Annotated in this window: 25 protein-coding genes; 11 read left to right on the top strand and 14 right to left on the bottom strand. The window is 73.0% G+C overall.

Going from position 1 to position 25,014, the window contains the following annotated elements:
* Nucleotides 1-7: 7 nt before the first annotated feature.
* From ACIP6W_RS04280 to ACIP6W_RS04290, 3 genes are read left to right on the top strand one after another with little or no spacing between them, the layout of a single operon-like run.
* On the top strand, nt 8-1,903 hold the full coding sequence (locus ACIP6W_RS04280; protein WP_400428433.1) for a gamma-glutamyltransferase family protein: 1,896 nt from the start codon (nt 8-10) through the stop codon (nt 1,901-1,903).
* A gap of 10 nt (nt 1,904-1,913) precedes the next feature.
* Entirely contained in the window at nt 1,914-3,572 is a 1,659-nt protein-coding gene (locus tag ACIP6W_RS04285) for an ABC transporter ATP-binding protein (protein WP_209684337.1), read from the top strand.
* A 46-nt stretch (nt 3,573-3,618) separates the two neighbouring features.
* A complete protein-coding gene (locus tag ACIP6W_RS04290; RefSeq protein WP_251154236.1) occupies nt 3,619-4,320 on the top strand; it encodes a GntR family transcriptional regulator in 702 nt (233 codons plus the stop codon).
* A gap of 176 nt (nt 4,321-4,496) precedes the next feature.
* Here ACIP6W_RS04290 and ACIP6W_RS04295 read toward each other — a convergent pair whose 3' ends face one another.
* Nucleotides 4,497-5,540, bottom strand: a complete 1,044-nt coding sequence (locus tag ACIP6W_RS04295) for an NAD(P)-dependent alcohol dehydrogenase (RefSeq protein ID WP_066651629.1) — start codon at nt 5,538-5,540, stop codon at nt 4,497-4,499.
* 155 nt (nt 5,541-5,695) lie between these two features.
* On the opposite strand from ACIP6W_RS04295, the gene ACIP6W_RS04300 reads away from it, so the two are divergent.
* The 3 genes from ACIP6W_RS04300 (at nt 5,696) to ACIP6W_RS04310 (ending at nt 8,412) form a co-directional block, all read left to right on the top strand.
* Nucleotides 5,696-6,136, top strand: coding sequence for an OsmC family peroxiredoxin (locus ACIP6W_RS04300; protein WP_209684341.1), 441 nt, complete (start codon nt 5,696-5,698; stop codon nt 6,134-6,136).
* A 226-nt stretch (nt 6,137-6,362) separates the two neighbouring features.
* Entirely contained in the window at nt 6,363-6,839 is a 477-nt protein-coding gene (locus tag ACIP6W_RS04305; RefSeq protein ID WP_400428436.1) for a hypothetical protein, read from the top strand.
* A 64-nt stretch (nt 6,840-6,903) separates the two neighbouring features.
* Nucleotides 6,904-8,412 carry a threonine/serine exporter ThrE family protein gene (locus tag ACIP6W_RS04310; RefSeq protein WP_400428438.1) on the top strand — a complete coding sequence of 503 codons (1,509 nt, stop codon included), beginning with the start codon at nt 6,904-6,906 and terminating at the stop codon, nt 8,410-8,412.
* Between the two features lie 98 nt (nt 8,413-8,510).
* Here ACIP6W_RS04310 and ACIP6W_RS04315 read toward each other — a convergent pair whose 3' ends face one another.
* Entirely contained in the window at nt 8,511-8,705 is a 195-nt protein-coding gene (locus ACIP6W_RS04315) for a DUF2795 domain-containing protein (protein ID WP_066651621.1), read from the bottom strand.
* Between the two features lie 82 nt (nt 8,706-8,787).
* The gene (locus ACIP6W_RS04320; protein ID WP_066651619.1) at nt 8,788-9,465 is read right to left on the bottom strand and encodes a TetR/AcrR family transcriptional regulator; all 678 of its coding nucleotides are present in this window, start codon (nt 9,463-9,465) and stop codon (nt 8,788-8,790) included.
* Between the two features lie 152 nt (nt 9,466-9,617).
* Here ACIP6W_RS04320 and ACIP6W_RS04325 point away from each other — a divergent pair, with 152 nt between their 5' ends.
* Complete coding sequence (locus ACIP6W_RS04325; protein WP_400340395.1) at nt 9,618-9,935, top strand: hypothetical protein; 318 nt, start codon at nt 9,618-9,620, stop codon at nt 9,933-9,935.
* Between the two features lie 175 nt (nt 9,936-10,110).
* On the opposite strand, the gene ACIP6W_RS04330 is transcribed toward ACIP6W_RS04325, so the two are convergent.
* Nucleotides 10,111-11,037 (bottom strand): SDR family oxidoreductase, encoded by a 927-nt coding sequence (locus ACIP6W_RS04330; protein WP_066651615.1) that lies wholly within the window; start codon nt 11,035-11,037, stop codon nt 10,111-10,113.
* A 158-nt stretch (nt 11,038-11,195) separates the two neighbouring features.
* Between ACIP6W_RS04330 and ACIP6W_RS04335 the strand changes: the two genes are divergently transcribed.
* Nucleotides 11,196-12,023, top strand: a complete 828-nt coding sequence (locus tag ACIP6W_RS04335; RefSeq protein WP_400428440.1) for a hypothetical protein — start codon at nt 11,196-11,198, stop codon at nt 12,021-12,023.
* Nucleotides 12,024-12,083: 60 nt separating this feature from the next.
* Here ACIP6W_RS04335 and ACIP6W_RS04340 read toward each other — a convergent pair whose 3' ends face one another.
* From ACIP6W_RS04340 to ACIP6W_RS04355, 4 genes are all read right to left on the bottom strand, one after another.
* On the bottom strand, nt 12,084-12,869 hold the full coding sequence (locus ACIP6W_RS04340; RefSeq protein ID WP_251159988.1) for an endonuclease/exonuclease/phosphatase family protein: 786 nt from the start codon (nt 12,867-12,869) through the stop codon (nt 12,084-12,086).
* Nucleotides 12,870-12,924: 55 nt separating this feature from the next.
* The gene (locus ACIP6W_RS04345) at nt 12,925-14,418 is read right to left on the bottom strand and encodes an LCP family protein (protein WP_066651609.1); all 1,494 of its coding nucleotides are present in this window, start codon (nt 14,416-14,418) and stop codon (nt 12,925-12,927) included.
* Between the two features lie 82 nt (nt 14,419-14,500).
* Nucleotides 14,501-15,151, bottom strand: a complete 651-nt coding sequence (locus ACIP6W_RS04350; RefSeq protein ID WP_066651607.1) for a GntR family transcriptional regulator — start codon at nt 15,149-15,151, stop codon at nt 14,501-14,503.
* A 12-nt stretch (nt 15,152-15,163) separates the two neighbouring features.
* The gene (locus tag ACIP6W_RS04355; protein WP_400428443.1) at nt 15,164-17,293 is read right to left on the bottom strand and encodes an MMPL family transporter; all 2,130 of its coding nucleotides are present in this window, start codon (nt 17,291-17,293) and stop codon (nt 15,164-15,166) included.
* A gap of 83 nt (nt 17,294-17,376) precedes the next feature.
* Between ACIP6W_RS04355 and ACIP6W_RS04360 the strand changes: the two genes are divergently transcribed.
* Nucleotides 17,377-17,775, top strand: a complete 399-nt coding sequence (locus ACIP6W_RS04360) for a MarR family winged helix-turn-helix transcriptional regulator (RefSeq protein WP_271826904.1) — start codon at nt 17,377-17,379, stop codon at nt 17,773-17,775.
* Nucleotides 17,776-17,842: 67 nt separating this feature from the next.
* On the top strand, nt 17,843-18,877 hold the full coding sequence (locus tag ACIP6W_RS04365) for an LCP family protein (protein WP_400428445.1): 1,035 nt from the start codon (nt 17,843-17,845) through the stop codon (nt 18,875-18,877).
* 81 nt (nt 18,878-18,958) lie between these two features.
* Here the strand turns inward: ACIP6W_RS04365 and ACIP6W_RS04370 are convergent, their stop codons facing one another.
* The 6 genes from ACIP6W_RS04370 to ACIP6W_RS04395 all read right to left on the bottom strand — a co-directional run bounded on the left by ACIP6W_RS04370 (nt 18,959) and on the right by ACIP6W_RS04395 (nt 24,136).
* Complete coding sequence (locus ACIP6W_RS04370) at nt 18,959-19,642, bottom strand: transglycosylase family protein (RefSeq protein WP_066651599.1); 684 nt, start codon at nt 19,640-19,642, stop codon at nt 18,959-18,961.
* A gap of 361 nt (nt 19,643-20,003) precedes the next feature.
* The gene (gene rlmC, locus ACIP6W_RS04375) at nt 20,004-21,155 is read right to left on the bottom strand and encodes a 23S rRNA (uracil(747)-C(5))-methyltransferase RlmC (protein WP_400428447.1); all 1,152 of its coding nucleotides are present in this window, start codon (nt 21,153-21,155) and stop codon (nt 20,004-20,006) included.
* Between the two features lie 7 nt (nt 21,156-21,162).
* Nucleotides 21,163-22,038 (bottom strand): SMP-30/gluconolactonase/LRE family protein, encoded by an 876-nt coding sequence (locus ACIP6W_RS04380; RefSeq protein ID WP_209684366.1) that lies wholly within the window; start codon nt 22,036-22,038, stop codon nt 21,163-21,165.
* A gap of 37 nt (nt 22,039-22,075) precedes the next feature.
* Nucleotides 22,076-22,696 (bottom strand): DedA family protein, encoded by a 621-nt coding sequence (locus ACIP6W_RS04385; protein WP_209684368.1) that lies wholly within the window; start codon nt 22,694-22,696, stop codon nt 22,076-22,078.
* Between the two features lie 37 nt (nt 22,697-22,733).
* Nucleotides 22,734-23,420 carry a FadR/GntR family transcriptional regulator gene (locus ACIP6W_RS04390; protein WP_066651590.1) on the bottom strand — a complete coding sequence of 229 codons (687 nt, stop codon included), beginning with the start codon at nt 23,418-23,420 and terminating at the stop codon, nt 22,734-22,736.
* Nucleotides 23,417-24,136, bottom strand: coding sequence for an SDR family oxidoreductase (locus ACIP6W_RS04395; RefSeq protein ID WP_251159993.1), 720 nt, complete (start codon nt 24,134-24,136; stop codon nt 23,417-23,419). Before ACIP6W_RS04395 ends, ACIP6W_RS04390 begins: the two co-directional genes overlap by 4 nt.
* 71 nt (nt 24,137-24,207) lie before the next feature.
* Here ACIP6W_RS04395 and ACIP6W_RS04400 point away from each other — a divergent pair, with 71 nt between their 5' ends.
* Entirely contained in the window at nt 24,208-24,963 is a 756-nt protein-coding gene (locus tag ACIP6W_RS04400; protein WP_251159994.1) for an SDR family NAD(P)-dependent oxidoreductase, read from the top strand.
* The last annotated feature ends 51 nt before the right edge of the window (nt 24,964-25,014 follow it).

A 25,014-nucleotide genomic window follows, 5' to 3' on the forward strand; every position in this document is an offset into this window, starting at 1 on the left:
CAGCACCATGAGCACCAACCCCGCCTTCACCACCCCGCCGACGGAGACCACCCGTCCGGACCTGCAGGGCACCTTCGGGATGGCCGCGTCGACGCACTGGATCGCGACCGCGACGGCGCAGTCGGTCCTCGAGCGCGGCGGCAACGCCTTCGACGCCGCCGTCGCCGGCGCCTTCGTCCTGCACGTCGTCGAACCGCACCTGAACGGACCCGGTGGCGACGTGACCGCGATCTTCGCGACGGCGTCCGACAGGGCACCGACCGTCCTCGTGGGCCAGGGACCGGCCCCGGCCGGCGCGACGCCGGAGCACTTCCGGTCCGAGGGCCTGGACCTGGTCCCGGGGGCGGGCGCGCTGGCGGCCGCCGTCCCCGGTGCCGTCGACGCGTGGCTGCTGCTCCTCGCCGAGCACGGCACGTGGGAGCTCGCCGACGTCCTCGCCCCCGCGATCGGGTACGCCCGTGACGGCCACCCGGTCGCGCCCCGCGTGGTCGCAACCATCGCGACCGTGCAGGACCTGTTCCGCGACCACTGGCCGTCCTCCGCCGAGCGGTGGCTGCCGGGAGGCTCGGTGCCGGCCGCCGGGTCGATGGTGCGCAACGAGACCTGGGCCTCGGTCCTGGAACGGCTCGTGCAGGCAGGGTCCGGCACCGTGGAGGGCGAGGGCGCGCGCGTCGCGCGCATCGAGGCCGCCCGCACCGAGTGGGCCGAGGGCTTCGTCGCGCAGGCAGTCGACGCCTTCGTCCGCGCCCCGCACCGCCACGCGTCCGGCACCGACCACGCCGGGGTGGTCCGCGCGAGCGACCTCGCGGCGTTCCGCGCGTCGACCGAGCCCGCGACGACCGCGGAGTTCCGGGGCCACACGATCGCGAAGACCGGGCCGTGGGGCCAGGGTCCGGCGCTCCTGCAGACCCTCCGCCTGCTCGACCCACTGGACGACGAGCGGCTCGACCCGTCGACCGTCCTCGGCGCGCACACGATCGCCGAGGCGCAGAAGCTCGCGCTCGCCGACCGCGAGGCGTACTACGGCGACGGCGACGTCCCGATGGCCGAGCTGCTCTCCGACGCGTACTCCGACGCGCGTCGCGCCCTGATCGGTGACCGTGCGTCGCACGAGCTGCGACCGGGGTCGGTCTCGGTGCCCGCGGGTGCGATGCCCCCGCTGCGTGAGACGTACACACCGCGCGGCGAGTCGATCGCCGGTGTCGGCGAGCCCACCGTCCCCGGCGCCCGCGGCAACGCGATGGCCGCACCGGCCGAGGATGCCCCCGTGCACGAGGACCGCGGTGAGCCGATCGTGATGGAGACGGGCGAGACCCGCGGCGACACGTGCCACATCGACGTCGTCGACCGCTGGGGCAACATCGTCAGCGCGACGCCCTCCGGCGGGTGGCTGCAGTCGTCGCCGACGATCCCGGAGCTCGGGTTCTGCCTCGGCACCCGCATGCAGATGACCTGGCTCGAGGAGGGCACGGCGTCCACGCTCACCCCGGGCGCCCGACCCCGCACGACGCTCACCCCGACGCTCGTGCTCCGGGACGGCGAGCCGGTGGTCGCGATGGGCAGCCCGGGCGGCGACCAGCAGGACCAGTGGCAGCTGCTCTTCCTGCTCCGCACGATCGTCGGCGGGTGGTCCCCGCAGCAGGCGATCGACGCACCCGCACTGCACACGACGTCGTTCCCGGGGTCGTTCTGGCCCCGCACCTGGACCCCGGGCGGCCTCGTCGTCGAGGACCGCCTCGGTGACGACGTCATCGCCGGGCTCGAGGAGCTCGGCCACGTCGTCACCCGCGCCGGCGACTGGTCGCTCGGCCGTCTGTCGTGCGTGACGCGCGACCCCGACACCGGCGTCATGGGCGCCGCCGCCAACCCGCGAGGAGCACAGGGCTATGCCGCAGGACGCTGAGGACCGGACCATGCACGACGGCGACACGACCACCGGGGCCGCACCGCGCCTCCAGACCGACCAGACCGACCGGACCGACACCCTGCTGTCCGTCCGCGACCTGCGGGTCGCCTTCGGTGACCGCGAGGTCCTGCACGGCGTCGACCTCGACGTCCGCCGCGGCGAGCGCGTCGCGATCGTCGGCCAGTCCGGCTCGGGCAAGTCGACGCTCATCGCGGCCCTGCTCCGGCTCCTGCCGGGGGCCGGGCACATCACCGGTGGTGGGATCCGCCTCGGCGACGACGACATCGCCCACGCCGACGAGGCGCTCATGCGACGCGTCCGTGGCGCACGGATCGGGCTCGTGCCGCAGGACCCGTCGACGAACCTCAACCCGTCGATGCGGGTCGGCGCGCAGATCGCCGACGCGCTGCGGGCCGGCGGGCTGCGGGGACGCGCGGCGATCCGGCAGCGGGTGGTGGCGCTGATGACCGAGGCCGGGATCCCCGAGGCGTCGCGGCGGGCGGACCAGTTCCCGCACGAGTTCTCCGGCGGGATGCGGCAGCGCATCCTCATCGCCGTCGCACTCGCCCGCCAGCCCGAGCTGCTCATCGCCGACGAGCCGACCAGCGCGCTCGACGTGACCGTGCAGCGGCAGATCCTCGACCACCTGCAGACCCTCGTCGACCAGCACGGCACGACGCTGCTGTTCGTGACGCACGACCTCGGGGTCGCGGCGGACCGGACCGACCGCGTCGTCGTGATGCTCGACGGCGAGATCGTCGAGCAGGGTGCGCCCGAGGCGATCCTCCGCGACCCGCAGCACGAGTACACGAAGCGGCTCATCGCGGCGGCGCCCGCGCTGTCCGGGGTCGCGCCGGAGCCCGTGGCCGCGGGCGAGCCGATCCTCGTCGTGTCCGACCTGGTGAAGGAGTACCGGCTCCGCGGTCGTGGTGCCGGAACGCTGAAGGCTGCCGACGGGGTGTCGTTCGCGGTGCGTCGCGGCACGACCACCGCGGTCGTCGGTGAGTCCGGCTCGGGCAAGACGACGGTCGCGCGGATCGTGCTCGGACTCGAGACGCCGACGTCGGGCACCGCCCTGGTCGACGGGAAGTCCATCGGGACCGCCCGTGGCGCCGAGCGGCGGGAGATCCGACGCCGGGTGCAACCGGTGTTCCAGGACCCGTACGGGTCGCTCGACCCGACCTCGACGATCGAGCGGATCATCGACGAGCCCCTGCGCGTCTTCGGCATCGGTGACCGGGCGTCGCGCACCGAGCGGGTCGCGACGCTCCTCGACCAGGTGGCGCTCCCCCGCGAGGTCGCGCAGCTCCGGCCGAACGAGCTGTCCGGCGGGCAGCGGCAGCGCGTCGCGATCGCCCGGGCGCTGGCGCTCGAACCCGAGCTGATCATCCTCGACGAGGCGGTCTCGGCGCTCGACGTCCTGGTGCAGGAGCAGATCCTGGCGCTGCTCGAGGAGCTCCAGGACCGGCTCGGGCTGAGCTACCTCTTCATCACGCACGACCTCGGGGTGGTCCGGCGGATCGCCGACGACGTCGTGGTGATGCGCCGGGGTGAGGTCGTCGAGCGGGGCAGCGTCGCAGCGGTGTTCGACGACCCGCAGGAGCAGTACACGAAGGACCTGCTCGACGCCATCCCGGGGAGAGCCCTCGCCGAGGCGGCTGCGTGACGGCGTCCCGGGTGGGCGACCGGCGCGGTGTGGCACGATCGGCACCGTGCTGAACGGGACGAGCGTCATCGACGCCATCCGCCACGACATCGTGACCGGCGCCCTGCAACCGGGCACCCGGGTGACCGAGGCGTTCCTCGCGGAGCGGCACGGGGTCTCCCGCGTGCCGGTCCGCGAGGCACTCCGCGGGCTCGAGGGCGAGGGCTTCGTGGTGTCGCGCCCGAACGTGGGCTCGCGCATCGCCGACATCCCGTTCGACGAGGCCGACGACCTGTTCGCGGTCCGCGAGTCGCTCGAGACCGCCACCGCCCGCCGCGCCGCGACCCGGGCGCGCACGCTCTTCGACGCGGAGGCCCCGCCGGAGGACTGGTGGCGCGTGCGCCGCGAACTCGGGGCCGTCCTCGACGAGGGTGACGCGGCCGTCGAGCGGGGCGAGCTCGACCTGCTCGTCGACCTGAACGAGCGCTTCCACCTGCTGGTCGCCGAGCTCTCCGGCAGCACGACGCTCGCGACCCTGCTCCGGCAGCTCTCGCGGAAGATCGAGTGGCTCTACGCGCTCGACACCTCGTCGCGCGGCAAGCGGCTGTGGCCCGACCACCGGCGCATCCTGGCCGCGATCGACGCGGGGGACGTCGAGCAGGCCGCCGAGCGGATGGCCTGGCACGTCCGCGAGAGCCGCATCGGGTACGCGGCGCGCTCCTCCCCGGAGCAGGCCGACGCCCTGCGGACCGCGGGCCCCGCGGTCTGACCGCCCGCGCCGGCCCGGCCCGGCCCGGCCCGCACGGGCCGCACGGGCCGCGCGGCCGAGGCTCGCGCATGCGGACACGTTCGTGGCCCAGTGGCCGCGAAACCGTCCGCCCAGCCGAGCCTCGGGCAGCCGCTCCGCCGCAGCCGCGGCCGCGGCGGCCGCGGCCGCGGCCGCCGCTACAGCGTCGGGACGACCACCGCGCGGCCGGACAGCTCGCCGGCCTCGAGCTTGCGGTAGGCCTCGAGCGCGTCGGACAACGCGAACCGCTCGACGTCGGGCTCGATCTGCCCCGCTCGGTACATCGCGACGACCTCGTGCAGGTCCTCGATCGTGCCCCAGTAGGTGTTCGTGATCGTCGACTCGTACGGCGTCGTGAAGAAGTCCCACTCGACGGTCCCGCCGGCGATCCCGACGACGGTCAGCCGTCCGCCGATCGCCATCGAGGCCTTCGCGGTCGCGATCGTCGGCGTCGCACCGACGAAGTCGAACGCGGCATCGACGCCCTTGCCGCCGGTGAGCTCGCGGATCGCGGTGGCCTGGTCCGGCCCGGCGGGGACGGTGACCGCACCGCGGGCCGCGGCACGGTCCATCGCGTCCTGCTTCGTGTCGGTCGCGATGACCGTGGCGCCGGTGAGCGCCGTGAGGATCTGCACGGCGATCTGCCCGAGACCGCCGAGCCCCACCACGAGCGCGTACCTGCCGCCGCCAGCCAGGTTCGGCATCGCTGCCTTGATCGCGTGGTACGGCGTGAGCGCGGCGTCGCTGAGCGGTGCCGCCGCGATCGGGTCGGCGTCACCGAGCGACACGAGGTTGCGCGCCGGGACGGTCACGTACTCCGCCATGCCGCCGTCCCGACCGAGACCGATGGCCGCGTACGGGTTGGTGGCGGCGTTCTCGCAGTAGGTGTCCTGGCCCTTCGAACAGGACGCGCAGTGCCCGCACCCGACCGGCCCGTAGACGAGGTAGGCGTCGCCCTCGGTGAAGCCGCTCACCCCGTCACCGACGGCCTCGACCCACCCGGAGGTCTCGTGCCCGAGGACGAAGCCGGGGGCCTGCGCGCCCGGCTGCCCCTCCTGGAACTCGCGGTAGACGGCGACGTCGGAGTGGCACGCCCCGGCACCGGCGACCTCGAGGAGCACCTCCCCGGGTCCCGGGACGGGCTTCTCGACCTCGGTCAGGACGGGGAACGTCCGGAACTGTTCGAACACGACGGCGTGCACGGGTTCTCCTTCGATCTCCGTCAAAACTACACCTGTCGCGCATCTCGGTCGCCGGACATCCTGCGTCTTCCCCGAGAGCCGGTTGCGAGAACGGTCGTTCTCCGATTGACTGGCGTCGGCTCCGAACGGGGCCTCCCCCAACGAAAGGAGCGGCTATGCCCACGCGCACCGCACGCACCGCCTGGCAGGGCGGCCTCAACGACGGTTCCGGCCAGGTCGAGCTGTCGAGCTCGAAGGTCGGCACCTACGACGTCTCCTTCCCGAAGCGCGCCGCGGACGAGGCCGGTGGCACCACCAGCCCCGAGGAGCTCATCGCCGCGGCCCACTCGGCCTGCTACGCGATGCAGTTCTCCGCGATCCTCGGCGAGGCCGGCGGCACCGTCGAGGCCCTCGACGTCAAGGCCGACGTCTCGCTCGGCCCGGACAGCGCCGGCGGCTTCAAGCTCACCGGCATCACCCTCACCGTCAACGGTGAGGTCTCCGGCATCGACGAGGCCGCCTTCCTGAAGGCGGCCGACGAGGCCAAGGCGACCTGCCCGGTCTCCAAGGCGCTCACGGGCGTCGAGATCGAGCTCAAGGCGACCTTCGAGCAGTAGTCGTCACCGACGGACGGGCGGGGGGGGGGGGGGGGGGGGGGGGCCCCCCCCCCCCCCCCCCCCGCCCGCCGGGGCGGGCCCGCGGGGGGGGGGGGGGGCGCCCCCCGGGGCGTCTTTTTGTCGCCAAGGGCGCCGTGCTCCATTTTGCCGACCCCGCGGGGGGGGGGGGGGGGGGGGGCCCGGGGGCCCCCGCGCCTCCCGTCCGTCCGTCAGTACGGTGGGGCGCATGCGCCGCCTCTTCCGCACCCGCACGCACGTCGTCACGTGGGTGGGCGCACTCGTCGCCCTCGTCGGCGTGGTGTTCCTGGCGGTGCGGCGACTCGACTCGTCCGGCTGGATCGCGGGTGCATCGGGCGGTGACTTCGCGTTCGTCAGCGGGGACCGACCCGGGCAGCTCGTCGTGGGGGCGGTCCTCGCCCTGCTCGGTGGGATCGTCGCGGCCGTGTGCGCCGCTCGCCTCGCCCGCACCTGGACGCTCCGGGGGCTGCTGGTCGGGATCATCCTGCTCGTCGCCGGCGTGGTCCTCCTCCTCGCAGCACCGAACCCGTCGTTCGGGTGGTTCGCCTCCGCGCCCCTCGCCGGCGAGACGATGCTGCCGATCCGGACCACCCGACTGCAGCTGACCGGGCAGGTCGTCGTGCTGGTCGGCGCGGCCATCACCGCCTTCGCAGCCGGACGACTCAGCACGCAGGCCCGTCACTGACCCGTCATCGGCAACGTCCAGCGGACGTCCGGACTCGGGCACGAGCGGCTGGCACCATGGTCTGATGGCCGAGCAGTTCCTCCCCGGCGTCCCGCGGCCCGGGCGCCCACCCCGGCCGCGCGTCCGCAACCTCGCACAGCACGACATCCGCGACGCCCGTGCCCGCCTGCGCGGCACGATCTACGAGGACGTCACCCCGGACACCCGCTCGCGCGAGCAGTACTCGCCGGTGCAGATCGTCGACTTCTGCCTCGACCTGGCCGAGGTCATGCTCGCCTCCGGTGCGGACACCCGCAGTGTCGAGACCGCCGTCGTCGCGGTGTCCACGAAGTGGAACCTCGCGCCCCTCGACCTCGACTTCTCCGGCAGCTCGGTCACGCTCCAGTACGCCCCGGCCGACCACCCGCCGCTCGTCAAGGTCCGCACGGTGCAGTCCGACGGCTCCGACCTCGACCGGCTCGCCCGCGCGAACCAGATCGTCGACGACCTGGTGCACGGCGAGCGCGACATGACGAGCGCGGTGAGCGCCCTGGTCGCCGTCCTGCGGCTGCCCACCCGGTGGCCGACCTGGCTCGCCGACGTGGGCCTCTCGGTGCTCGGCACCTCGATCGCGATGCAGGCCGGTGGTGGCTGGCGCGCCGGTGTCGGCGCCTTCGTGCTCATGTTCGGGATCATCCTGTCCGGCCGCTGGCTGACCGGCAGGGGCTTCCCGCAGTTCTTCGTCTCCGGTGCGCAGGCAGCCGTCGCCTCGGCCATCGGCACCCTGGCGATCTGGGCCGACGTCCTGACCGCGACGGGTGCGGCCACGATGGTCGCCGCACTCGTCGTCCTGCTGCTGCCCCACGTGTCGCTCGTCACCTGGGCCCAGGACGCGATCTCCGGCTTCCGGGCCATGGCCGTCGCCCGGGCGTTCTACATCGTGCTCGTGATCGCCGCGATCGTCGTGGGGGTCCCGGCCGGCATCGCGGTCCTGCAGTGGCTCAGCATCGAGGTCGACCCGTCCGGCATCGTGCTGCAACCGCTGCCGCTGTGGGCCTCGTTGTCGCTGACGGTCGTGTCCGCGGCGGCGAACTGCTTCGTGCAGCAGGCCAGTGCCCGGGTCATCCCCGTCGCGGTGGTGTTCTCGGTCACCGCCGGCGCGTTCCTCTGGGAGCTCCGGCACCTCGGCATGCCGCTGCTGGGAGCGACGTTCATCGCGTCGGTGCTGCTCGGCGTGCTGTCGACCATCGCAGCAGCCCGGATGCGCACGGCCGTGGCGGCGATCTCGGTGCCGGCGTTCTGCGGTGCACTGCTGCCCGGTGTCGCGGTGTCCGATGCCCTGCTGCACTTCATGTCGGGGGCGTCCGGCGCCGCGCTCGACTTCGTGGCGGCCGTCTCGGTGGCACTCGGCATCGGCGCGGGGCTCGTGCTCGGTGGCCTCGTGGCGACCCCGGGCGCGCGACGGGCCCTGCGGCGAGCGCGTCGGGTGACGGTGCACTCGGTCCACAACGACACGACGGCGATCCCCGTGCTGCGGGACACCGGGTACGACCCGGGCAACGGCTCCGTGCCGCGGGGCCACCGCCCGCGCTGAGGGACCACCCGGACGCGAGACCCGGGCTGGGCGACCGCTCTCGTGCCCGGGAGCACGAGGAACGTCGCCCAGCCCGGGTCCCGGGTGGTGCGAGCGCCTCAGCCCTTGTCGGAGACGGCCTTCGTCACCGCAGTGGGGGCGTCGTAGTCGCCGTCCGGGATCCCCTTCAGGGCGTCCAGGACGTCACCGGGGGCGTCCTCCTTCTCGGCGGTCGCGACGATGTCCTCCTTCGAGGCGGGGTAGTCGATGCCGCTGAGGTACTTCTGGACCTGGATCGGGTTCGGTGCTGCCATGTCGGTTCCTTCCGTCGGAGCCTCCACGACTACGCCCGTGCGGCTCTGGGTCGACCCGGGTGACGCGCCTCGCGGCCAGGGGTCAGATCTCCCAGCTCCCGCTGTCGCTCCACGTCGAGAAGCGCTGCGCGGCCTGTGGCTCGTACCGCTCCATCCAGCCGCGCTCGAGTCGGGCGACCGCACGGTCGAACGCCGGCACCAGGTCGAGCTCCGCGCGGAGCATCGCCTGCAGCTGGAGCCCCTCGTACAGCGCGATGAGCTGCTCGGCACCGCGACGGGGGTCCATCGTGTGGGGCGCGCGGCCGACGGCGATGTCGTGCTCCAGGCCGCGCCGGACCTGCGAGAAGAAGAGCTGGTAGCGCGACCGCAGGTACGTCGCCATGGGGTGCGCAGGGTTGCCGGCGACGGAGAGCAGTGCGACGAGCAGCCGCATGAGCGCGGGGTCCTCGGCGTTCGAGGCGACGATCGCACGCAGCAGGTCGACCGTGGGGCCGTCCCCGACCTCGTGCGCCACCGCCTCCAGTCGTGCGCCGTTCCAGCGGTCGACGGCGGCGAGCACGAGGCCGTCCCAGGACGGGAAGTGCTGGCGGAGCTCCTCCGTCGTGATGCCCATCCGCTCGGCGACCATGCCGACGTGGGCCTCGTGGAAGGGCACGTCGCGGAGGACGTCGACCGTGGCGCCGACGATCGTGATGCGCAGGTGCAGGGTGGCGGCCGCGGCGGCTGCCGCCTGCGTGTCGGCGCTGGTGTGTTCGAGCATCGTGCCCTCCGTCGTGCGGCGGACGTCCTGTCCGCACCTCCATCCAAGCGCAGTGGCGGGGGACACAGCATCCCCGGTACGGGTGTCAGCATGTCGGGGGACAGGCGACGACCCCGGAGCACGCACGCGGGCTGCCGTGCGACCATGCCGGGATGACCCCCGAAGACCCCGTCGCACAGGGCCTGGCCACCATGGCCTCCGCAGGCTACGAGTTCGGCGGCGACGACGAGCAGGTCGCGCACGACGTGCGGACCATGTGGGAGCAGCTCGGCTCCCCGGAGGGCGCGTTCGACGCCGCAGCACGCGCGATCGCCCGGCTGCCGCAACGCCCCGAGGTCCCGATCGCCGACCAGGCCCGCCGCCGCGCGTTCGAGCGCGCGATCGGGATCAACCCGGTCGAGGTCGAACTGACCGCGGCGATGTCCGCACGGGAGCTGCTGGAGCGGATGGCGCGCTCCGTCGCCTGCTGAGACGACGGACGGGCGCGCCCCGCTGAACGGCGACGCGAAGCGTTGCGGGGCGCCCCGACCGAGCCTGTGAGAGAGGCGCGGTGCCAGCCGGCACCGAGCCTGTGAGGGAGGCGCGGTGCCAGCCGGCACCGCGCCTCCCGTCCGTCTGCGGTGTGCGCGCGTCAGGCGACCCGTCTCACGGGGTCGGCATGCCGCCGTCGACGTGGAGCGTCTCGCCGACCACGTAGGACGACTCGCCGCTCGCCAGGAACACGAACGCCGGCGCGAGCTCGGCGGGCTGGCCCCAGCGGCCCAGGTAGGTCTGCTCACCGGCGGACGGGAGCGCCTCCGGCGGCTGGCCACCGGCCGGCTGCAGCGGGGTCCAGATCGGGCCGGGAGCGACGGCGTTGACGCGGATGCCCTTCGGCGCGAGCTGTGCCGCGAGCCCCTTGGCCATGTTGTTCACGGTCGCCTTCGTGGCGGCGTAGTGCACGAGGTGCGGCGACGGCGCGTACGCCTGGATCGACGTCGTGTTGATGATCGTGGAACCGGGCTGCATGTGCGGCACGGCCGCCTTCGTGATGCGGAAGGTCGCGTAGGCGTTCGTCTTGAAGGTCTCGTCGAACTCCTCGTCCGAGATCTTCGTGATGTCGTCGACGTTCTGCTGCTTGCCGGCGTTGTTCACGAGGATGTCGAGCCCACCGAGGCCGTCGACGGTCTTCTGGACGAGTTCCTCGCAGAACGCCAGGTCCTTGATGTCACCGGGGATCGCGACGGCCTTGCGGCCCGCTGCCTCGATGAGGCCGACGATGCGGTCGGCGTCCTCCTGCTCCTCGGGCAGGTACACGATGGCGACGTCGGCACCCTCGCGGGCGTAGGCGATGGCGACGGCGGCGCCGATGCCCGAGTCGCCACCCGTGACGAGCGCCTTGCGGCCCTGCAGGCGGCCGGAGCCGCGGTAGGTGTCCTCACCGTGGTCGGCGGGCACGTTCTGCGCCATCTCCTCGTCGGTGCCGGCACCCTGCAGGTACTGCTCGTCCGGCTTCTTGTCGGCGTACATCTTCGTGGGGTCCTGCATCGCGTACTGGTCGAGACCCGCCTGGTCGTTCTGCTGCTCCGTCATGGCCTGGACGGTACGCACCGGGGTACCGCTGTCCGTCCAGCCGGGTGTCCCCCGCGACGCGTCCGTGACACATCCCCAAGATCACGAACACGTGACGACCGGGCTGCGATTCGGTAACACCTGTCGTCCTGTCCGGCTCCGGGCCGTACGGTCGACTGGTGACTTCCCGCACTCTGCTCGCGCTCGGCGCTGCCGTGCTCGCCTTCGCGGCCGGCACGGTCGGGTCCGATGCCCTCGCGACGGGGGGCGTGGCACCGGCCGCGGCAGCGGAGGACCGCAGCGACGTCGCGGACCCGGTCCAGCCACTGATCCGGGTCACCGACCGCGAACTGCGCCGGGTCGACACGGTCGAGCTCGACGCCGAGTCCCTGGTCCTCCGGCACGCCGACGACACCGTCGCGGACGTCCCCATGCGCGACGCGAGGTCGACCGTCTCGCTGCTCAACCGGCTGCTCGGGACCCCGTCGCGCACGCAGACCGCGGTCGGCGACGGCGGCGCGTGCTTCCCGGCGGGGACGACCTACACCTGGGGCGGCGCGGTCCGCGTCGCGGCGCTCCGCACACCGTCTGCCGTCGGCAACGCGGTCGAGATCCGTGTCCTCAAGGACTCGGTACGGGGCCGGACCGGCGACCGGGTCGAGCTGACCGGTCCTGACGGGGTCCAGGTCGGCGACGACGTCGCGGACGAGATCGCGACGGCTCCACGCTCCGACAAGGTGTCGTTCGGGTCCGGCGACTCCCGGGCGTGGCAGCTGCTGCTCGAGGCCGGTTGGGCTCCCGACGAGCGTTCGACCGGTGACGACGCGACCGGCGACGACCCGACCGGGGACGACCCCCGCGCGGAGCACGACGACGCGACCGACGGTCCGACCCACGACACGGGCGAGGACGCGCGGGGCACGAACGGCGTCTCGGCGCTGACGAACGACACCGAGGTGACGGTCATCGGCTCCCCGATGCCGGTGCACGCGCGCCGGTCCTGCTGACGCGTCCCGCACTGCACGACGGCCGCGCGGTCACGGCCCGCGCGGCTCAGGTCACGCGGCTCAGGCCACGCGCAGGGACGCCACCACCGGGAAGTGATCACTCGCGGCCCACGTCTCCGGGCCGTCGTGGTCCATCACGACGCGCTCGGCGGTGACGTCGCCGCGGGTCAGCACCCAGTCGATCCGCTCGCCGGAGTCGACCGGTTCCTGCCACCCGTTGAAGGACGCGGTGCGGTCACCGGGGTCACCGGCGTCGGACCAGGCGTCCCGGTACCCGGCATCGGTGAAGACCCGGGACGCCGGACCCGCGCCCCACGGTTCGTTGCAGTCACCGGCGAAGACGACGGGGCCGTCGACCGGGGCGAGCCGCTCGACGACGAGGGCGGCGCTGCGCCGACGGACCTCGTCCCCGTGGTCGTTCTCCTCGTGGTCGAAGTGCGCGGTGAGGAGCGTGAAGGCGGCCCCCTCGGCGTCGAGGAAGCGCGCGTGGTTGGCGACCCGTGGGTACAGGCTCCCCCAGGTGTTCGACACCGGCTCGTCCGGGGTGTCGGAGAACCAGAAGGTCCCGACGTCGACGGGGCGCAGGCGGTCGCGGCGGAAGAACACCGCGGCGTGCTCCCCCGCGGATCCCCCCTCGCGGCCCTGCCCGACGGCGTCGTGGTCGGGCAGCCCCTGTCGGAGGGCGTCCATCTGGTGGTCGAACGCCTCCTGCACGCAGAGGACGTCGGGGTCGTGCCGTCGGATGACCTCGAGCACCAGCGGCAGGCGCGCTGGCCAGTCGTGCCGCGGATCCGGGTTCTTCACGTTGTAGGTCATCAGGGTGATCGGACGCGCGACGTGGCTCACCGGTCGACCCTACCGACACGCTCCCACGGGCGACCCCAGGGTGGTGAAGGGTGCGTCAGTTGATGCAGACGCCTTCCTCGCCGTAGGTCTTCACGTCGGTGGAGCTCGGCGTCGGCTCGGACTCCGCCGGCTTCGACGCCTCGGCCTCGGGCGCCTCGTCCGCCGGGGTGGAGGAGGCGTCGCCGGGGGCGGCCGGGGCGGTGACGGTGATGCCGTCGGACCCGAGGACGAGCGTGACGCCCGACACCGTCGTCGACCGCACGGCGACCGCACCGGGCACCACCGCGGCGACGGCCTTGGCCTGCGCCTCCTGCCCGGCGGGGTACTGCACCTGGGTCTTCTGCGTCGTGTCCGAGGACCCCGGCGTCCCGACCTGGAAGCCGCGGGCCGTCAGGTTCGCGGTCGCCGTCGCGGCGGCGCCGGTCGTCCCGCTGCCGTTCAGCACGGTGACCGTCGTCGCGGCGGGCTCGGCGGCCGTGGCCTTCGTGTACTCCTCCGGCTCGCCGACGAGTCCCTGCACGAACGCGGGCAACCCGACGGTGTCGACCTCGACGATGGACAGCGGCCGGCCACCCACCGTGATGGTCGGGGTGCCGAGCGTCGGGATCGTGGCGGACTGGATGTTGCCCGGGCGCAGGTTCCGCATCTGGCTCGCCAGCGACACCAGGTCGGTGTCCGTCTGGATGGAGCTCCCGACGGCGCTGAGGATGTTGTTCATCTTGATGGGGTTGAGCAGGGTGCCCGCGGAGAGCACCTTGCGGGCCTCCTGCGACAGGAAGTACTGCTGGCGCACGTTCCGGTCGAGGTCACCGTTCGGCAGCCCGTGCCGCTGACGGACGAACGACAGCGCCTGCTTGGCGTCGAGCTCCGAGGTGCCGGCCGGCAGGTCGACACCCGAGTACGGGTCGTTCACCGCGTTGTTCAGGCACACCTCGACCGGCCCGAGCTCCTTGACCACCTGGTAGAAGCCGAGCAACGACACCCGGACGTAGTGGTCGATCGTCAGGCCGCTGAGGTCCTGGATCGTCTGGATGAGCAGCTTCGCACCACCGGTGTCGCCGCCGCCGTTGAGCGTGCCGTAGTAGAACGCGCTGTTGAGCTTGCCCTTGCCGACGCCGGGGATCGGGACGTACGAGTCGCGCGGGAACGAGATCATCGTCGCCTGGGACCCGTCGGCGTTGATGTGCAGCACGATCATCGTGTCGGTGTTCGTCGCACCGCCGTCGTCCTCGGTGCTCAGCTCGGCCATCTGCTCGGGCGTCGCGTTGTCCGGACGGTGGTCGTCACCGACGAGCAGGATGTTCTGCGCCTGACCGTCCACGTCGTCGTCGTCGTCCGACCGCGGACTGATCGCGTCGATCTTCGTGACGCCGCTGTTGAGGCTCGTGAAGGCGAACGCGGCGTAGCCGCCGGTCAGCACGAGGCCCATCGCCAGGACGCCGGCGACCGCGGGGAGGACCACGCCGCTCCCACGCTTCTGGCGCCCGTGGCGCGGCGGCACGTGGCCGCGGCGGGCACGGCGCGTCGTCTGCTCGGGTTCGATGCTCACCCGGAAACCATAACGGCACAGCGTGGAACGGACAGGGAGATCCCTGAGGGTCCGTGCCCGACGCTGTACGCCCGGCGCTCGGTCAGTCGCGCGTGGGCAGGAGGTGGATCGCCTCCATCGCGAGTTCCGCGTCGATCGGCTCGCCCGCGGCGACGGCGTCACGGAGCTTCACGATCTCGGGTCGTATGACGTCGGTCGGGACGAGCTCGGTGAGCTCGGGCACGCGGAGCCGGAAGGCCAGACCATCGGTGGTCGAGCGGCACAGCTGCGCGAGCGAGGCGTTGCCGCAGGCCTCCACCCACATCGAGTAGATGTCCGCACCCTCGCGCGCGACCTCGGCCTGCTGGTCGGCGTCGAGCCGCGCCAGGACGTCGTCGAGCACGGCGGTGACCCGCTCCCGCTCGGCGTCCGAGAACCGCGGGACGGCCAGGCGGACGACCCCGCCGTAGATGACGCCGAGCGTGCGGTAGGCGTCGAGCAGCTCGGCCTCGGTCGGTGCGGCGACGCGGGTGTAGCGGTTCGGCGCCATCTCGATGAGTCCGGCCCGTGCGAGTTCCGCCAGTGCTTCACGGATCGGGGTCCTGGAGACGCCGAGCCACGCGATGAGGTCGTCGTCGTTCAGTCGTTCGCCCGGTTCGAGCGTGCCGTCCATGATCGCGTCGCGGATCTTGTCCTGCACGGTGTCACGGAGCAGCTTGCGCTCTGCGGCCGGCTGCGTGGAGGGAACTGGCATGCCACCAGCGTGTCACATGTGACGCGCTGCGCGCGAGAGGCGCGACGGCCACCACGCCCGGCGCCCCAGGTCGATCACGAGCGCGGGGACGAGCAGCGACCGGACCACGACGGTGTCGAGCAGGACGCCGAACGCCACCACGAAGGCGATCTGCGCCAGGAACAGGATCGGGATGACGCCGAGCGCCGCGAAGGTCGCGGCCAGCACGATGCCCGCCGAGGTGATGACTCCCCCGGTGGCCGCGAGCCCGCGCAGGACACCCTCACGCGGGCCGTGCCGCAGGGACTCCTCGCGCACCCGGGTCATGAGGAAGATGTTGTAGTCGACGCCGAGCGCCACGAGGAACACGAACGCGTACAGCGGGACGGACGGGTCGGCCCCGGGGAAGTGGAACACGTGGTCGAACACCAGTGCGCCGACGCCGAGTGCGGCCGCGAAGGACACCACGACACTGCCGACGAGGACCAGCGGGGCGACCACGCTGCGGAGCAGCAGCACGAGGATCAGCAGGATGACCGCGAGCACCACGGGGATGATGACCGAGCGGTCGCGGATGCCGGTGTCGTTCGTGTCGACGGCGGTCGCCGTGACGCCACCCACGACCGCGTCGGGGTCCACCCGCTCGACGGCGACGCGGAGGTCGCGGACGGTCCGTTCGGCGGCGCTCGAGTCGGCGGGGTCGGCGAGCGTGGCCTCGAGCAGGACGTCCCCGCGCGACACCGTCGGCTCCGCCGCGCCCGTGGCGGTCCGGGCGGCGGCGTCCGACCCCACGGGGACGGTCCCCGAGGGCGAGTCGGTGGAGGCGGCCACCACCCCGTCGACCCCGCGGACCGAGCGGACGGCGTCGACGAGGGCGTCCAGGTCACGCTCGGCGCCGATGACCTGGGCCGGGCTGCCGGAACCCCCGGGGAAGTGGTCGGCGAGGACCCGCTGGCCGTCCCGCGCCTGGGACGACCCGATCACCAGGTCGCTCTGCGGGACGCCGTCGGCACGGAGCCCGACGAGGCCGCTGCCCATCGCCAGGAGCGCCACGGTGCAGACGATCCAGACCGTGCGGGACCGACGCGCGACGAGGCGCCCCACCCGCGCCCACAGTCCGGTCGCGTCCGGACCGGTGGTCGGGCGGCCACCGGAGCCGAAGGCCGGGCGCAGGGGCCAGAACGCCGCCCGACGGAACGCCAGCAGCAGGGCGGGCAGCAGGGTGAGGGCGGCGAGCAGGCTGAAGGCGATCCCGATCGCGGCGACCGGCCCGAGCGCCTTGTTCGAGTTGAGGTCCGACAGGAGCAGGCAGAGCACCCCGACGATGACGGTCCCGCCCGAGGCGACGATCGGCTCGAACGCGCCGCGGAGAGCGGCCCGGGTCGCCTCCCAGCCGGTGCGGTGCTCGCGCAGTGCCTCGCGGTAGCGCGCCGTGTAGAGGAGCGCGTAGTCCGTCGCGGCGCCGATCACGAGGATCGACAGGATGCCCTGCACCTGCCCGTTGACCGTCACGACCCCCGCCTTCGCCAGGGCGTACACCACGAGGATCGAGGCGCACAGGGCGAAGGTCGCCGTCCCGAGCACCAGGAACGGCAGCAGCGGCGACCGGTAGACCACGATCAGGATGACGAACACGGCGGCGAGTGCCACCCCGAGCAGCAGGCCGTCGATGCCCGCGAACGCCTCGGTCAGGTCGGCCGTGAAGCCCGCCGGACCGGTGACGTACCCGGAGACGCCAGCGGGCAGCGCCTCGTCCACCGTGGTCCGGATGGCCGAGACGGCGTCCCCGGTCTCCGCGTCCTCGGTCAGTGTCGCGACGATCTCGGCGGCGTCGCCGTCCTCGCTCGGGATCACCGGACTCGTGCCCTGCACGTCGTCGCGCTCGCCGATGGTGTCGGCGATCCGACGGGCCGCAGCGAGGTCGTCGGGCGTCAGGCCGCCGTCGCGGTCGAGGACGACGATGGCGGGTGCCCCCGAGGCCTGTCGGAAGTCGGCGGCACGCTCCTGCACCTTCGTCGCGTCGGCCGATGCCGGCAGGAACGACGTCTGGTCGTTCGTGGCGACCTCGGAGATCTTCCCGAAGACGGGACCGCCGACGCCGGCCACGACGAGCCAGACGAGGATGACGAGTGCGGGCAGGACGATGCGGAGGAACCGGGACACGTCGGTGAGCGTACACCGATCGTCAGCATGCTGACTATCTCCGCGCCGACGCCGCCGGGAGGACCCGCCCGTAGACTCCGATCATGCACGAACCCGCGGAGCAGTGGCCGCTCGGACGCCTGCTCTCCGCCGCGGCACGTGCCGTCGAACGGGAGTGGGACGAGCGACTCCGGGCGATCGGGCTGACCCACGCCGCCCTCGTCGCGATCGACATCCTGCTGCGGACCGGCCCGACGGGCGCGGACACCATCGCCAGGACCGCTCGCGTGCAGCCCCAGACCATGTCGCGGACCCTCGAGCGGGCCGAACGGGACGGTCTGGTCGAGCGGACCGCCCACCCGGAGGACCGCCGGCGTCGCGTGGTGTCCGTCACCGACGAGGGTCGCCGCGCATGGGAGACCGCACAGCACATCGAGCGGGAGGTCCTCCCCGAGGACGCGGAGCTCCGCCGGCGGCTGACCGGCGTGCTGCACCGCTCGTGACACTGAAATACCACATGCTGTAGACTCTCCGGGTCGGCGCAGGGCCGACCCGACCCGAGGAGTCCCGATGTCCGAGCGTCGCGCCGCCCGAGCCGCGGCAGCAGCAACAGCAAGAACGGCCCGGAGGCGGCGCAGGCACCCCGCGCTCGTCGCGCTGGTCGCCACCACCGGCACCCTGGTCGGCATCGCCACCGTGCTCGCGGTCGTCGCAGCGGTCTTCGTCGGCAGTCTGACCCGGAGCTTCGACGACCACACCGAGGCGATCGCGGACCCCTTCCCCGCCGGCGACCGGCCCGCACCTTCCGGCGGCGCCGAGGACATCCTGCTCATCGGCTCCGACTCGCGGGCCGGACTGGCCGACGGCGACCAGACCGCCGGCGGGCGGTCGGACACGCTGATGCTCGCCCACGTGCCCGCCGACCGCCGCCACGTGTACCTCATGTCGATCATGCGCGACTCGTGGGTCGAGGTCCCCGGCCACGGCCGGGCCAAGATCAACGCCGCGTACTCCTGGGGCGGCATCCCGCTCACGGTGCAGACGGTCGAGCAGCTGCTCGACGTCCGGATCGACCACGTCGCCGAGGTCGACCTCGCCGGGTTCGCCGACATGACGGACGCACTGGGCGGTGTGACGGTGCAGTCGCCGCGGGACTTCACGGCGCGGGGCCACCACTTCGTCAGCGGCGCGAACCGGCTCGACGGCGAACAGGCCCTGGCCTTCGTGCGGGAGCGGTACGCGTTCGCCGACGCCGACCACACACGCGTCCGGAACCAGCAGGCGTTCCTGCGCGGGGTGTTCGACCAGGCCCTGTCGCGCGGCACCCTGACGCACCCGGGGCGACTGCAGGAGTTCGTCACCGCGACGAGCGAGCACCTGGCGGTGGACCCCGGGCTCGACGCGGCGACGATCGTCCGTCTCGGGTGGTCCCTGCGCGGGGTCCGACCGGACGACCTGGTCACGTTCACGATGCCGACCGCGGGCAGCGGGACGACCCCCGACGGCCAGTCGTTCGTCCGGTTGGACGACCACGACCGCGCCGCGATCTCGAGCGCCCTGCGGTCCGACGACCTGCAGCGGTGGCTCGAGGACCGCCCGAGCTGACGGTCGCGCCGGCGAATCCCGGACAGCACGAGACCCCCGCGGCAGGTGCCACGGGGGTCTCGTGTCGGATCGGGAGGTCGATCAGGCGGGGAGCTGGAGCTCCTGGCCGGCGTAGATCAGGTTCGCGTCGTCGATCGTGGACGTGTTCGCGGCCCACAGCTTCATGTAGCCACCGTCGATGTTCAGCTTCGTCGCGATCTTGTCGAGCGTGTCGCCCGACTCGATCGTGTACGTCTTGCCGCTCGTCGCGACCGCGGCCGGCTTGCTCGACACGGCCGCCTTCGGAGCGGCCTGCGTGGTCGCCTTCGGTGCGGCCGGCGTGGTCGCCTTCGGTGCAGCCTGCTGCGGCGCGGCCTGCTGCGGTGCAGCCTGCTGCGGCGCGGCGGGGGCCGGAGCGGCGGCCTGCGGAGCGGCACCCGTGGTCCCGCTCAGGCCGAGCTTCGCGGAGCAGGCCGGCCATGCACCCCAGCCCTGGGACGCGAGGACGCGCTCGGCGACGGCGATCTGGGCCTCGCGGCTCGCGGAGGCCGGGTTGCCGGCGCCGCCGTTCGCCTGCCAGGTGCCGAGGTTGAACTGCAGGCCACCGTAGTAGCCGTTGCCGGTGTTGATGGCCCAGTTGCCACCGGACTCGCACTGTGCGAGGGCGTCCCAGGTCGAACCGGATGCGGCATTCGCGGGCGCTGCCGCCAGGCCGACACCGGTCGCGGCGATGCCGGCGAAGGCCAGGCCACCGACGATGGTGCGGGTACGGGAAAGCTTCTTCATGGTTGATCGCTCCACCGGGACCACGGACCTGGCGCCCGCCTGAGCGGACCCGGTCGCCACTGCCCGTCCCGACCGATCGCGGTCATGTCGTGGGGTGCGCCGCCGGGGGCAGTGGTCTCGTGCCGGTGGCGCTGGTCGGCAACCATAGGAAATTCGTGACTGTTATCAAACCGAGACAATGAGTTCTACCCGTGAGTGCTACGTCCCCCACCGGTCTTCCTGAGTGCCCCGATCACCATGGGCATGCAGATCGGTCTGTACCCGGGTACGTGACTTTGGCAGTTTCCTGGCAATGCTGCGGACGGGAGGCCCGTGGCGGCCTGGCAGCGAGCCTCCCGACCGCTGGCTGGTCGCGTCCTGGTCAGCGCCTGGACAGCAGCGTCACGGCCTCGAGGTGGCCGGTCTGCGGGAACATGTCGAGCACGCGCGCCCGTCGCAGGCGGAGCGACGGCATGCGCGCGAGGTCCTTCGCGAGGGTGACCGGGTTGCAGCTCGAGTAGACGACGTGCTCGACCTCGGACTCCTCGAGCCAGGTCGCGAGCGTCTCGCCGATGCCCCGGCGCGGCGGGTTCACCACCACCAGCTCGGGCAGCGCGTCCGGTCGGGCCCGGAGGGCGTGCTCCGTCGCGTCGTCGGCGGCGAAGCGGACGTCGGTCAGCCCCGCCTCGCGCGCGGACTGCTTCGCGGAGCGGATCGCCTCCCGGCTCGTCTCGATCCCCGTGACGGCACGACCCGGGCGCGCTGCGTGCAGGGCGAACCCGCCGACACCGCAGTACAGGTCCCACATCGAGGCCGGCCCGACCTCGTCGATCCACGCCGACGCCTGGTCGTACAGCTGGCTCGCGACGCTCGTGTTCGTCTGGAAGAAGCTCTGCGGTCGCAGGTGCATCGTGATCGAGCCGATCCGCATCGGCAGCGTCTCCTGCTCGGTCAGTACGACCTCGCGCTCCCCCTCGGTGACGGCCTTGTGCTCCGGGAGCAGGTTCGCGGTGACCACGACCGCCTCGGGCAGGACCCGCCGCAGGTCGTCGAGGCGCTCACGCAGTCGTGGCAGCTGCCCTTCGGAGCGCAGCACGAAGCGCACCATGAGCTCGCCGTCCGGGGACTCGGTCACGAGCACGAACTTGAGCTCGCCCCGACGTGCGGCCACGTCGTACGGGATCAGCCCCGTGTCGGCGACGAAGTCCGCCAGGACCGGGAGCGCCCGTCGGATGCCCGGCGTGCAGATGCCGCAGTGCCGCAGGTCCACGCCGCGCTGCCGGTGGTCCAGGATCCCCACCGTGGGGCGCTGGACCGTGCCGCCGACGACCATCTTCGCCTTGTTGCGGTACCCGGACTCCGGGCTCGTGATCGCGGGCAACCACTCGACCGCCCCCGGGCCCCCTGCGGCCTCGACGGCGTCCCGCAGGAGTTCCCGCGTGCGGATCTCCTTGTCGAGCACCTGGTCGCCGTAGGGCTGTCCCATGAGTGTGCACGAGCGGCACACCCCCCGGTCGAAGTAGTCGCACTGCATGGCCGGGTCAGGATACGGCAGCGGCGTCCCGCGTCGTCGTCGCGATGCGGTACAGCGAGGTCGTCGCGGTCACGAAGAGCGTCGTGCCGTCGTCGCCTCCGAAGCACAGGTTCGACACGACCTCGGGCACGGCGACGTCGCCGATGCGGGCGCCGTCGGGTGCGAAGACCGTCACGCCCCGGTGGGTCGAGGACCACACGTTGCCGTGGACGTCGACCCGGATGCCGTCCGGCACGCCCTCGCCCTCGCCGAGCCGGGCGAACACCCGGCCGTTCTTCACGCGGTGGCCGTCGACGTCGTAGGCACGGATGACCGGCTCGTGGGCGGACGAGCTGGCGACGTGGAGCACGCGCTCGTCGGGCGAGAACGCGAGACCGTTCGGTTCGTCGACGTCGAGCACCACGGGGCGCAGGTCCTCGCCGTCCGGTCCGCACCGGAACACCCAGTGGTCGCCGTACTCCCGCTCGCCCGGGTGTCCCTCACGCGGCTGGGTGATGCCGTAGGCCGGGTCAGTGAACCAGATCGAGCCGTCCCGCGTGACGACGACGTCGTTCGGCGAGTTCAACCGACCGTCCGCCCAGCCGTCGACGACCGCGGTGACGACGCCGCCCCGGTCGCGCTCGACGCGTCGCCGCCCGTGCGAGCACTGCACGACGGAGCCGTCGCGGTCCAGCGTGCGGCCGTTCGTGAACTCGACGTCCGACGCGTACACGGTCGTACCGCCGGTCTCCTGGTGCCACTCGAGGATCCGGTCGCCCGGGATGTCCGACCAGCGGACCGTCCGGTCGGACGGGATCCAGCACGGTCCCTCGGCCCAGGTGCTGCCGGTCGCGAGGCGCTCGACGGCGTCGGGGTCGGGGACGAGTTCGGTGAGGCTCGACACGGGTCCTCCTTCGGACGGTGCCCTCCACGCTACGGCGTCAGGCGGTCGCAGCGGCCTCGGCGCGGCGCCGCACGGCCTTCTCGACCGCGGAGATCGCGAGGCCGAGCAGGATCGACGCGACCACCGCGAGGGTCGTCACGAGGAACGGCTGCTCCCGGCTCCAGTGCCCGGTGGCCGCCGCGATCCCCACGCAGTAGGCCGCCCACACCACGTCGGCGACGAGGCAGCTGACCAGGAAGCGCCGGAGGTCGAGCCCGCTGTCCGCACCGACCAGGTTCGTCGTGAGGCGCCCCATCGGGATGAAGCGGCCGAGGACGGCGATGCGTCCGGGGGCCTTCCGGTACCTGGCGTCGATCGACTCCCGCGCCTTCCTGACCTTCGGCCGGCTGAACCACGACCGCGAGCCGAGGTCGACCGTCCGCGCCAGGTGCCAGAGCGCGACGTCGCCGAGCACCATCCCGATCGTCGCCGCGACCACCAGGACGAGCACGGGCAGGAACCCACCGTCACCACCGACGAGCAGCGTGCCGATCGCGACGACGAGCGCCTGGCTCGGCAGGAACACCGCAACGCTGCCGGCGGCCAGCACGAGCCCGACCACGAGGAAGGCCCAGGGCGTCCCGACGAGCTGGAGCACCATCTCCTGCGCTGCGTCCACCGTTCACCTCCGTCGACGCCGGGTGCGCCGACCACGATCATCCCAGGTCCGGGCCCGGCCGGTGCTCGGTGCGCCGCACGATCTCGCGCATCACGTCGGCGGCCTCGTCCGACCGACCCCCGACGACCGCCTGCACGAGCGCGACGTGCAGCCCGACGTCGTGGCGGTCCGGCCGGATGCTCCCGCGCTCACGGAGCGCCTCCCCCACGACGCGGTGCAGCCGTCGGTACAGCGCGTTGCCGGACAGCTCCAGCACGAGGGAGTGCAGCCGGACGTCCGCGATCGTGAAGTCGACCCGGCGGTCCTCGGCCGCGGCGGACGCGAGCTCGTCCGCGGTGGCGAGGAGCGCCTCCCGTCCGGCCGCGCAGTCCTCGAGCGGTGCTCGTCGGGCCGCCGCGGCGGCCGCTGCCGGTTCCACGGCGACCCGCAGCTCGCGGAGCTCGACGGAGACCTGCGCCGCGTCGGGCCCCCGGAGCCGCCAGCGGACGACCAGCGGATCGAGGACGTCCCAGTCCGTGGGGTGGGCGACGACCACGCCGACGCGGGGGCGCGCACTGAGCATGCCGAGCGCGACGAGGACGCGGACCGCCTCACGGACGATGCTGCGGCTCGCGCCCGACCAGGCCACCAGGTCGTCGGTGCTCCGACGGCTCCCCGGCGCGAAGGTGCCGGTGACGACGGCGGTCCCGATCCCGTCGAGCACCCGGTCGAAGGCGCTCGTCACCGCTGCGCGACGGGCGACAGGACGAGCTCGTCGATGCGGACGTGGGCCGGCGCCGCGAGCACGAAGGCCACCGTGCGGCCGACGTCGTCGGGCTGCAGCATCCGAGCGCGCGCCGCCGCGTCGGGGACCTCGGGACGCTGGTCCAGGAAGTCCGTCGCGACGTCGCCCGGGCACAGGTGGGTGGCCCGCACGCCGTGCTCGGCCTCCTGCTGGTTGAGCGTCCGGACGATCGAGCCGAGGGCGGTCTTGCTCGCCGAGTACGCGACACCGGCACCGGGTTGGAAGGACCAGCCCGCGTAGGACGACACCACCACGACGACACCGCCCGCGTCCCGGAGCGCCGGCAGTGCAGCGTCGACCACCGCCACCACGGCGGTCGTGTTCGTGTCGATGACGGCGCGGACGTCGGCGAGCGACTGGTCGTCCCACCGTCGCGCCGGCGAGTTCAGCCCGGCTGCCAGCACCAGGCCGTCGATCCGGCCGTGCCGTCCGAGCACGGCGTCGCGTGCTGCGGGCACCGCGTCGCCGTCCGTCACGTCGAGCGGCACGACGTCCGCCGTCCCGCCGACCGCGCGGACCTCGTCCGCGACCTGCTCGAGTAGGTCCCGGCGACGCCCGCTGAGCACCACCGTCCACCCGTCACGGGCTGCGGCCACCGCGCTCGCCGCCCCCATCCCGCTGCCGCCACCCGTGATCCAGAGCACCTTCGCCGTCATGCTCGAATAGTATGACGATTCAAGGCACGGGCGCCCACCGTTGCCGGGACAGACCGACGACGGGAGCGACGATGCACCTCGACCTGACCGACCGCGTGGTGGTCGTCACCGGAGCCGGCCGGGGGATCGGCCGGACACTCGCGGCGCGGTTCGCCACCGAGGGGTGCCGCGTCGTCGCGTTCGACCTCGCCTTCGACGACGCCGGTGACGACGGCGTCGACCGTGTCGTCTGCGACGTCGCCGACCCGGCCTCCGTGCGTGCGGCCGTCGACGAGGTCGTCCGCCGGCACGGCACCGTCGACGTGCTCGTCAACAACGCGGGCATCAACGTCACCGGGACCGTCGCCGAGCTCGGCTGGGACGAGTGGCGACGGTGCATGGACGTGAACCTCGGGGGCACCTTCCTGGTCAGCCAGGCGGTCGCGCCGGTGATGCAGGCGGCCGGGCGCGGGCGGATCGTCAACGCCGCGTCGTTCGCGGCGATCGTGCCGAGCGTCGGCAGCGCGGCCTACGCGGCGTCGAAGGCCGCGGTGGTCTCGTTCACCCGCGTGCTGGCGTCGGAGCTCGGCCCGTGGGGCATCACCGTGAACGCCTACGCGCCCGGCATGGTGCCGACCGCGATGAACGGGTTCGCCGAGATGCCGCAGGCCGAGCAGGACCGGCTGCTCGACACCCTGTCGCTCCGGCGGTGGGAGACGCCCGACGACGTCGCCGACCTCCTGGTCTTCCTGGCGAGCGACGCGTCCGCCTACGTCACGGGCACACTGCTGGACGTCTCCGGCGGCAAGCTCGCGACGCAGATCCCGGCACGGGCGCACGGTCGCTGAGGCCGGACGCGGAGCAGAGTGGAGGGAACGCTCGCTCCGGCTGTCCGGTCG

It is taken from the genome of Curtobacterium sp. NPDC088465, assembly GCF_044753165.1.
Classification (GTDB): domain Bacteria; phylum Actinomycetota; class Actinomycetes; order Actinomycetales; family Microbacteriaceae; genus Curtobacterium.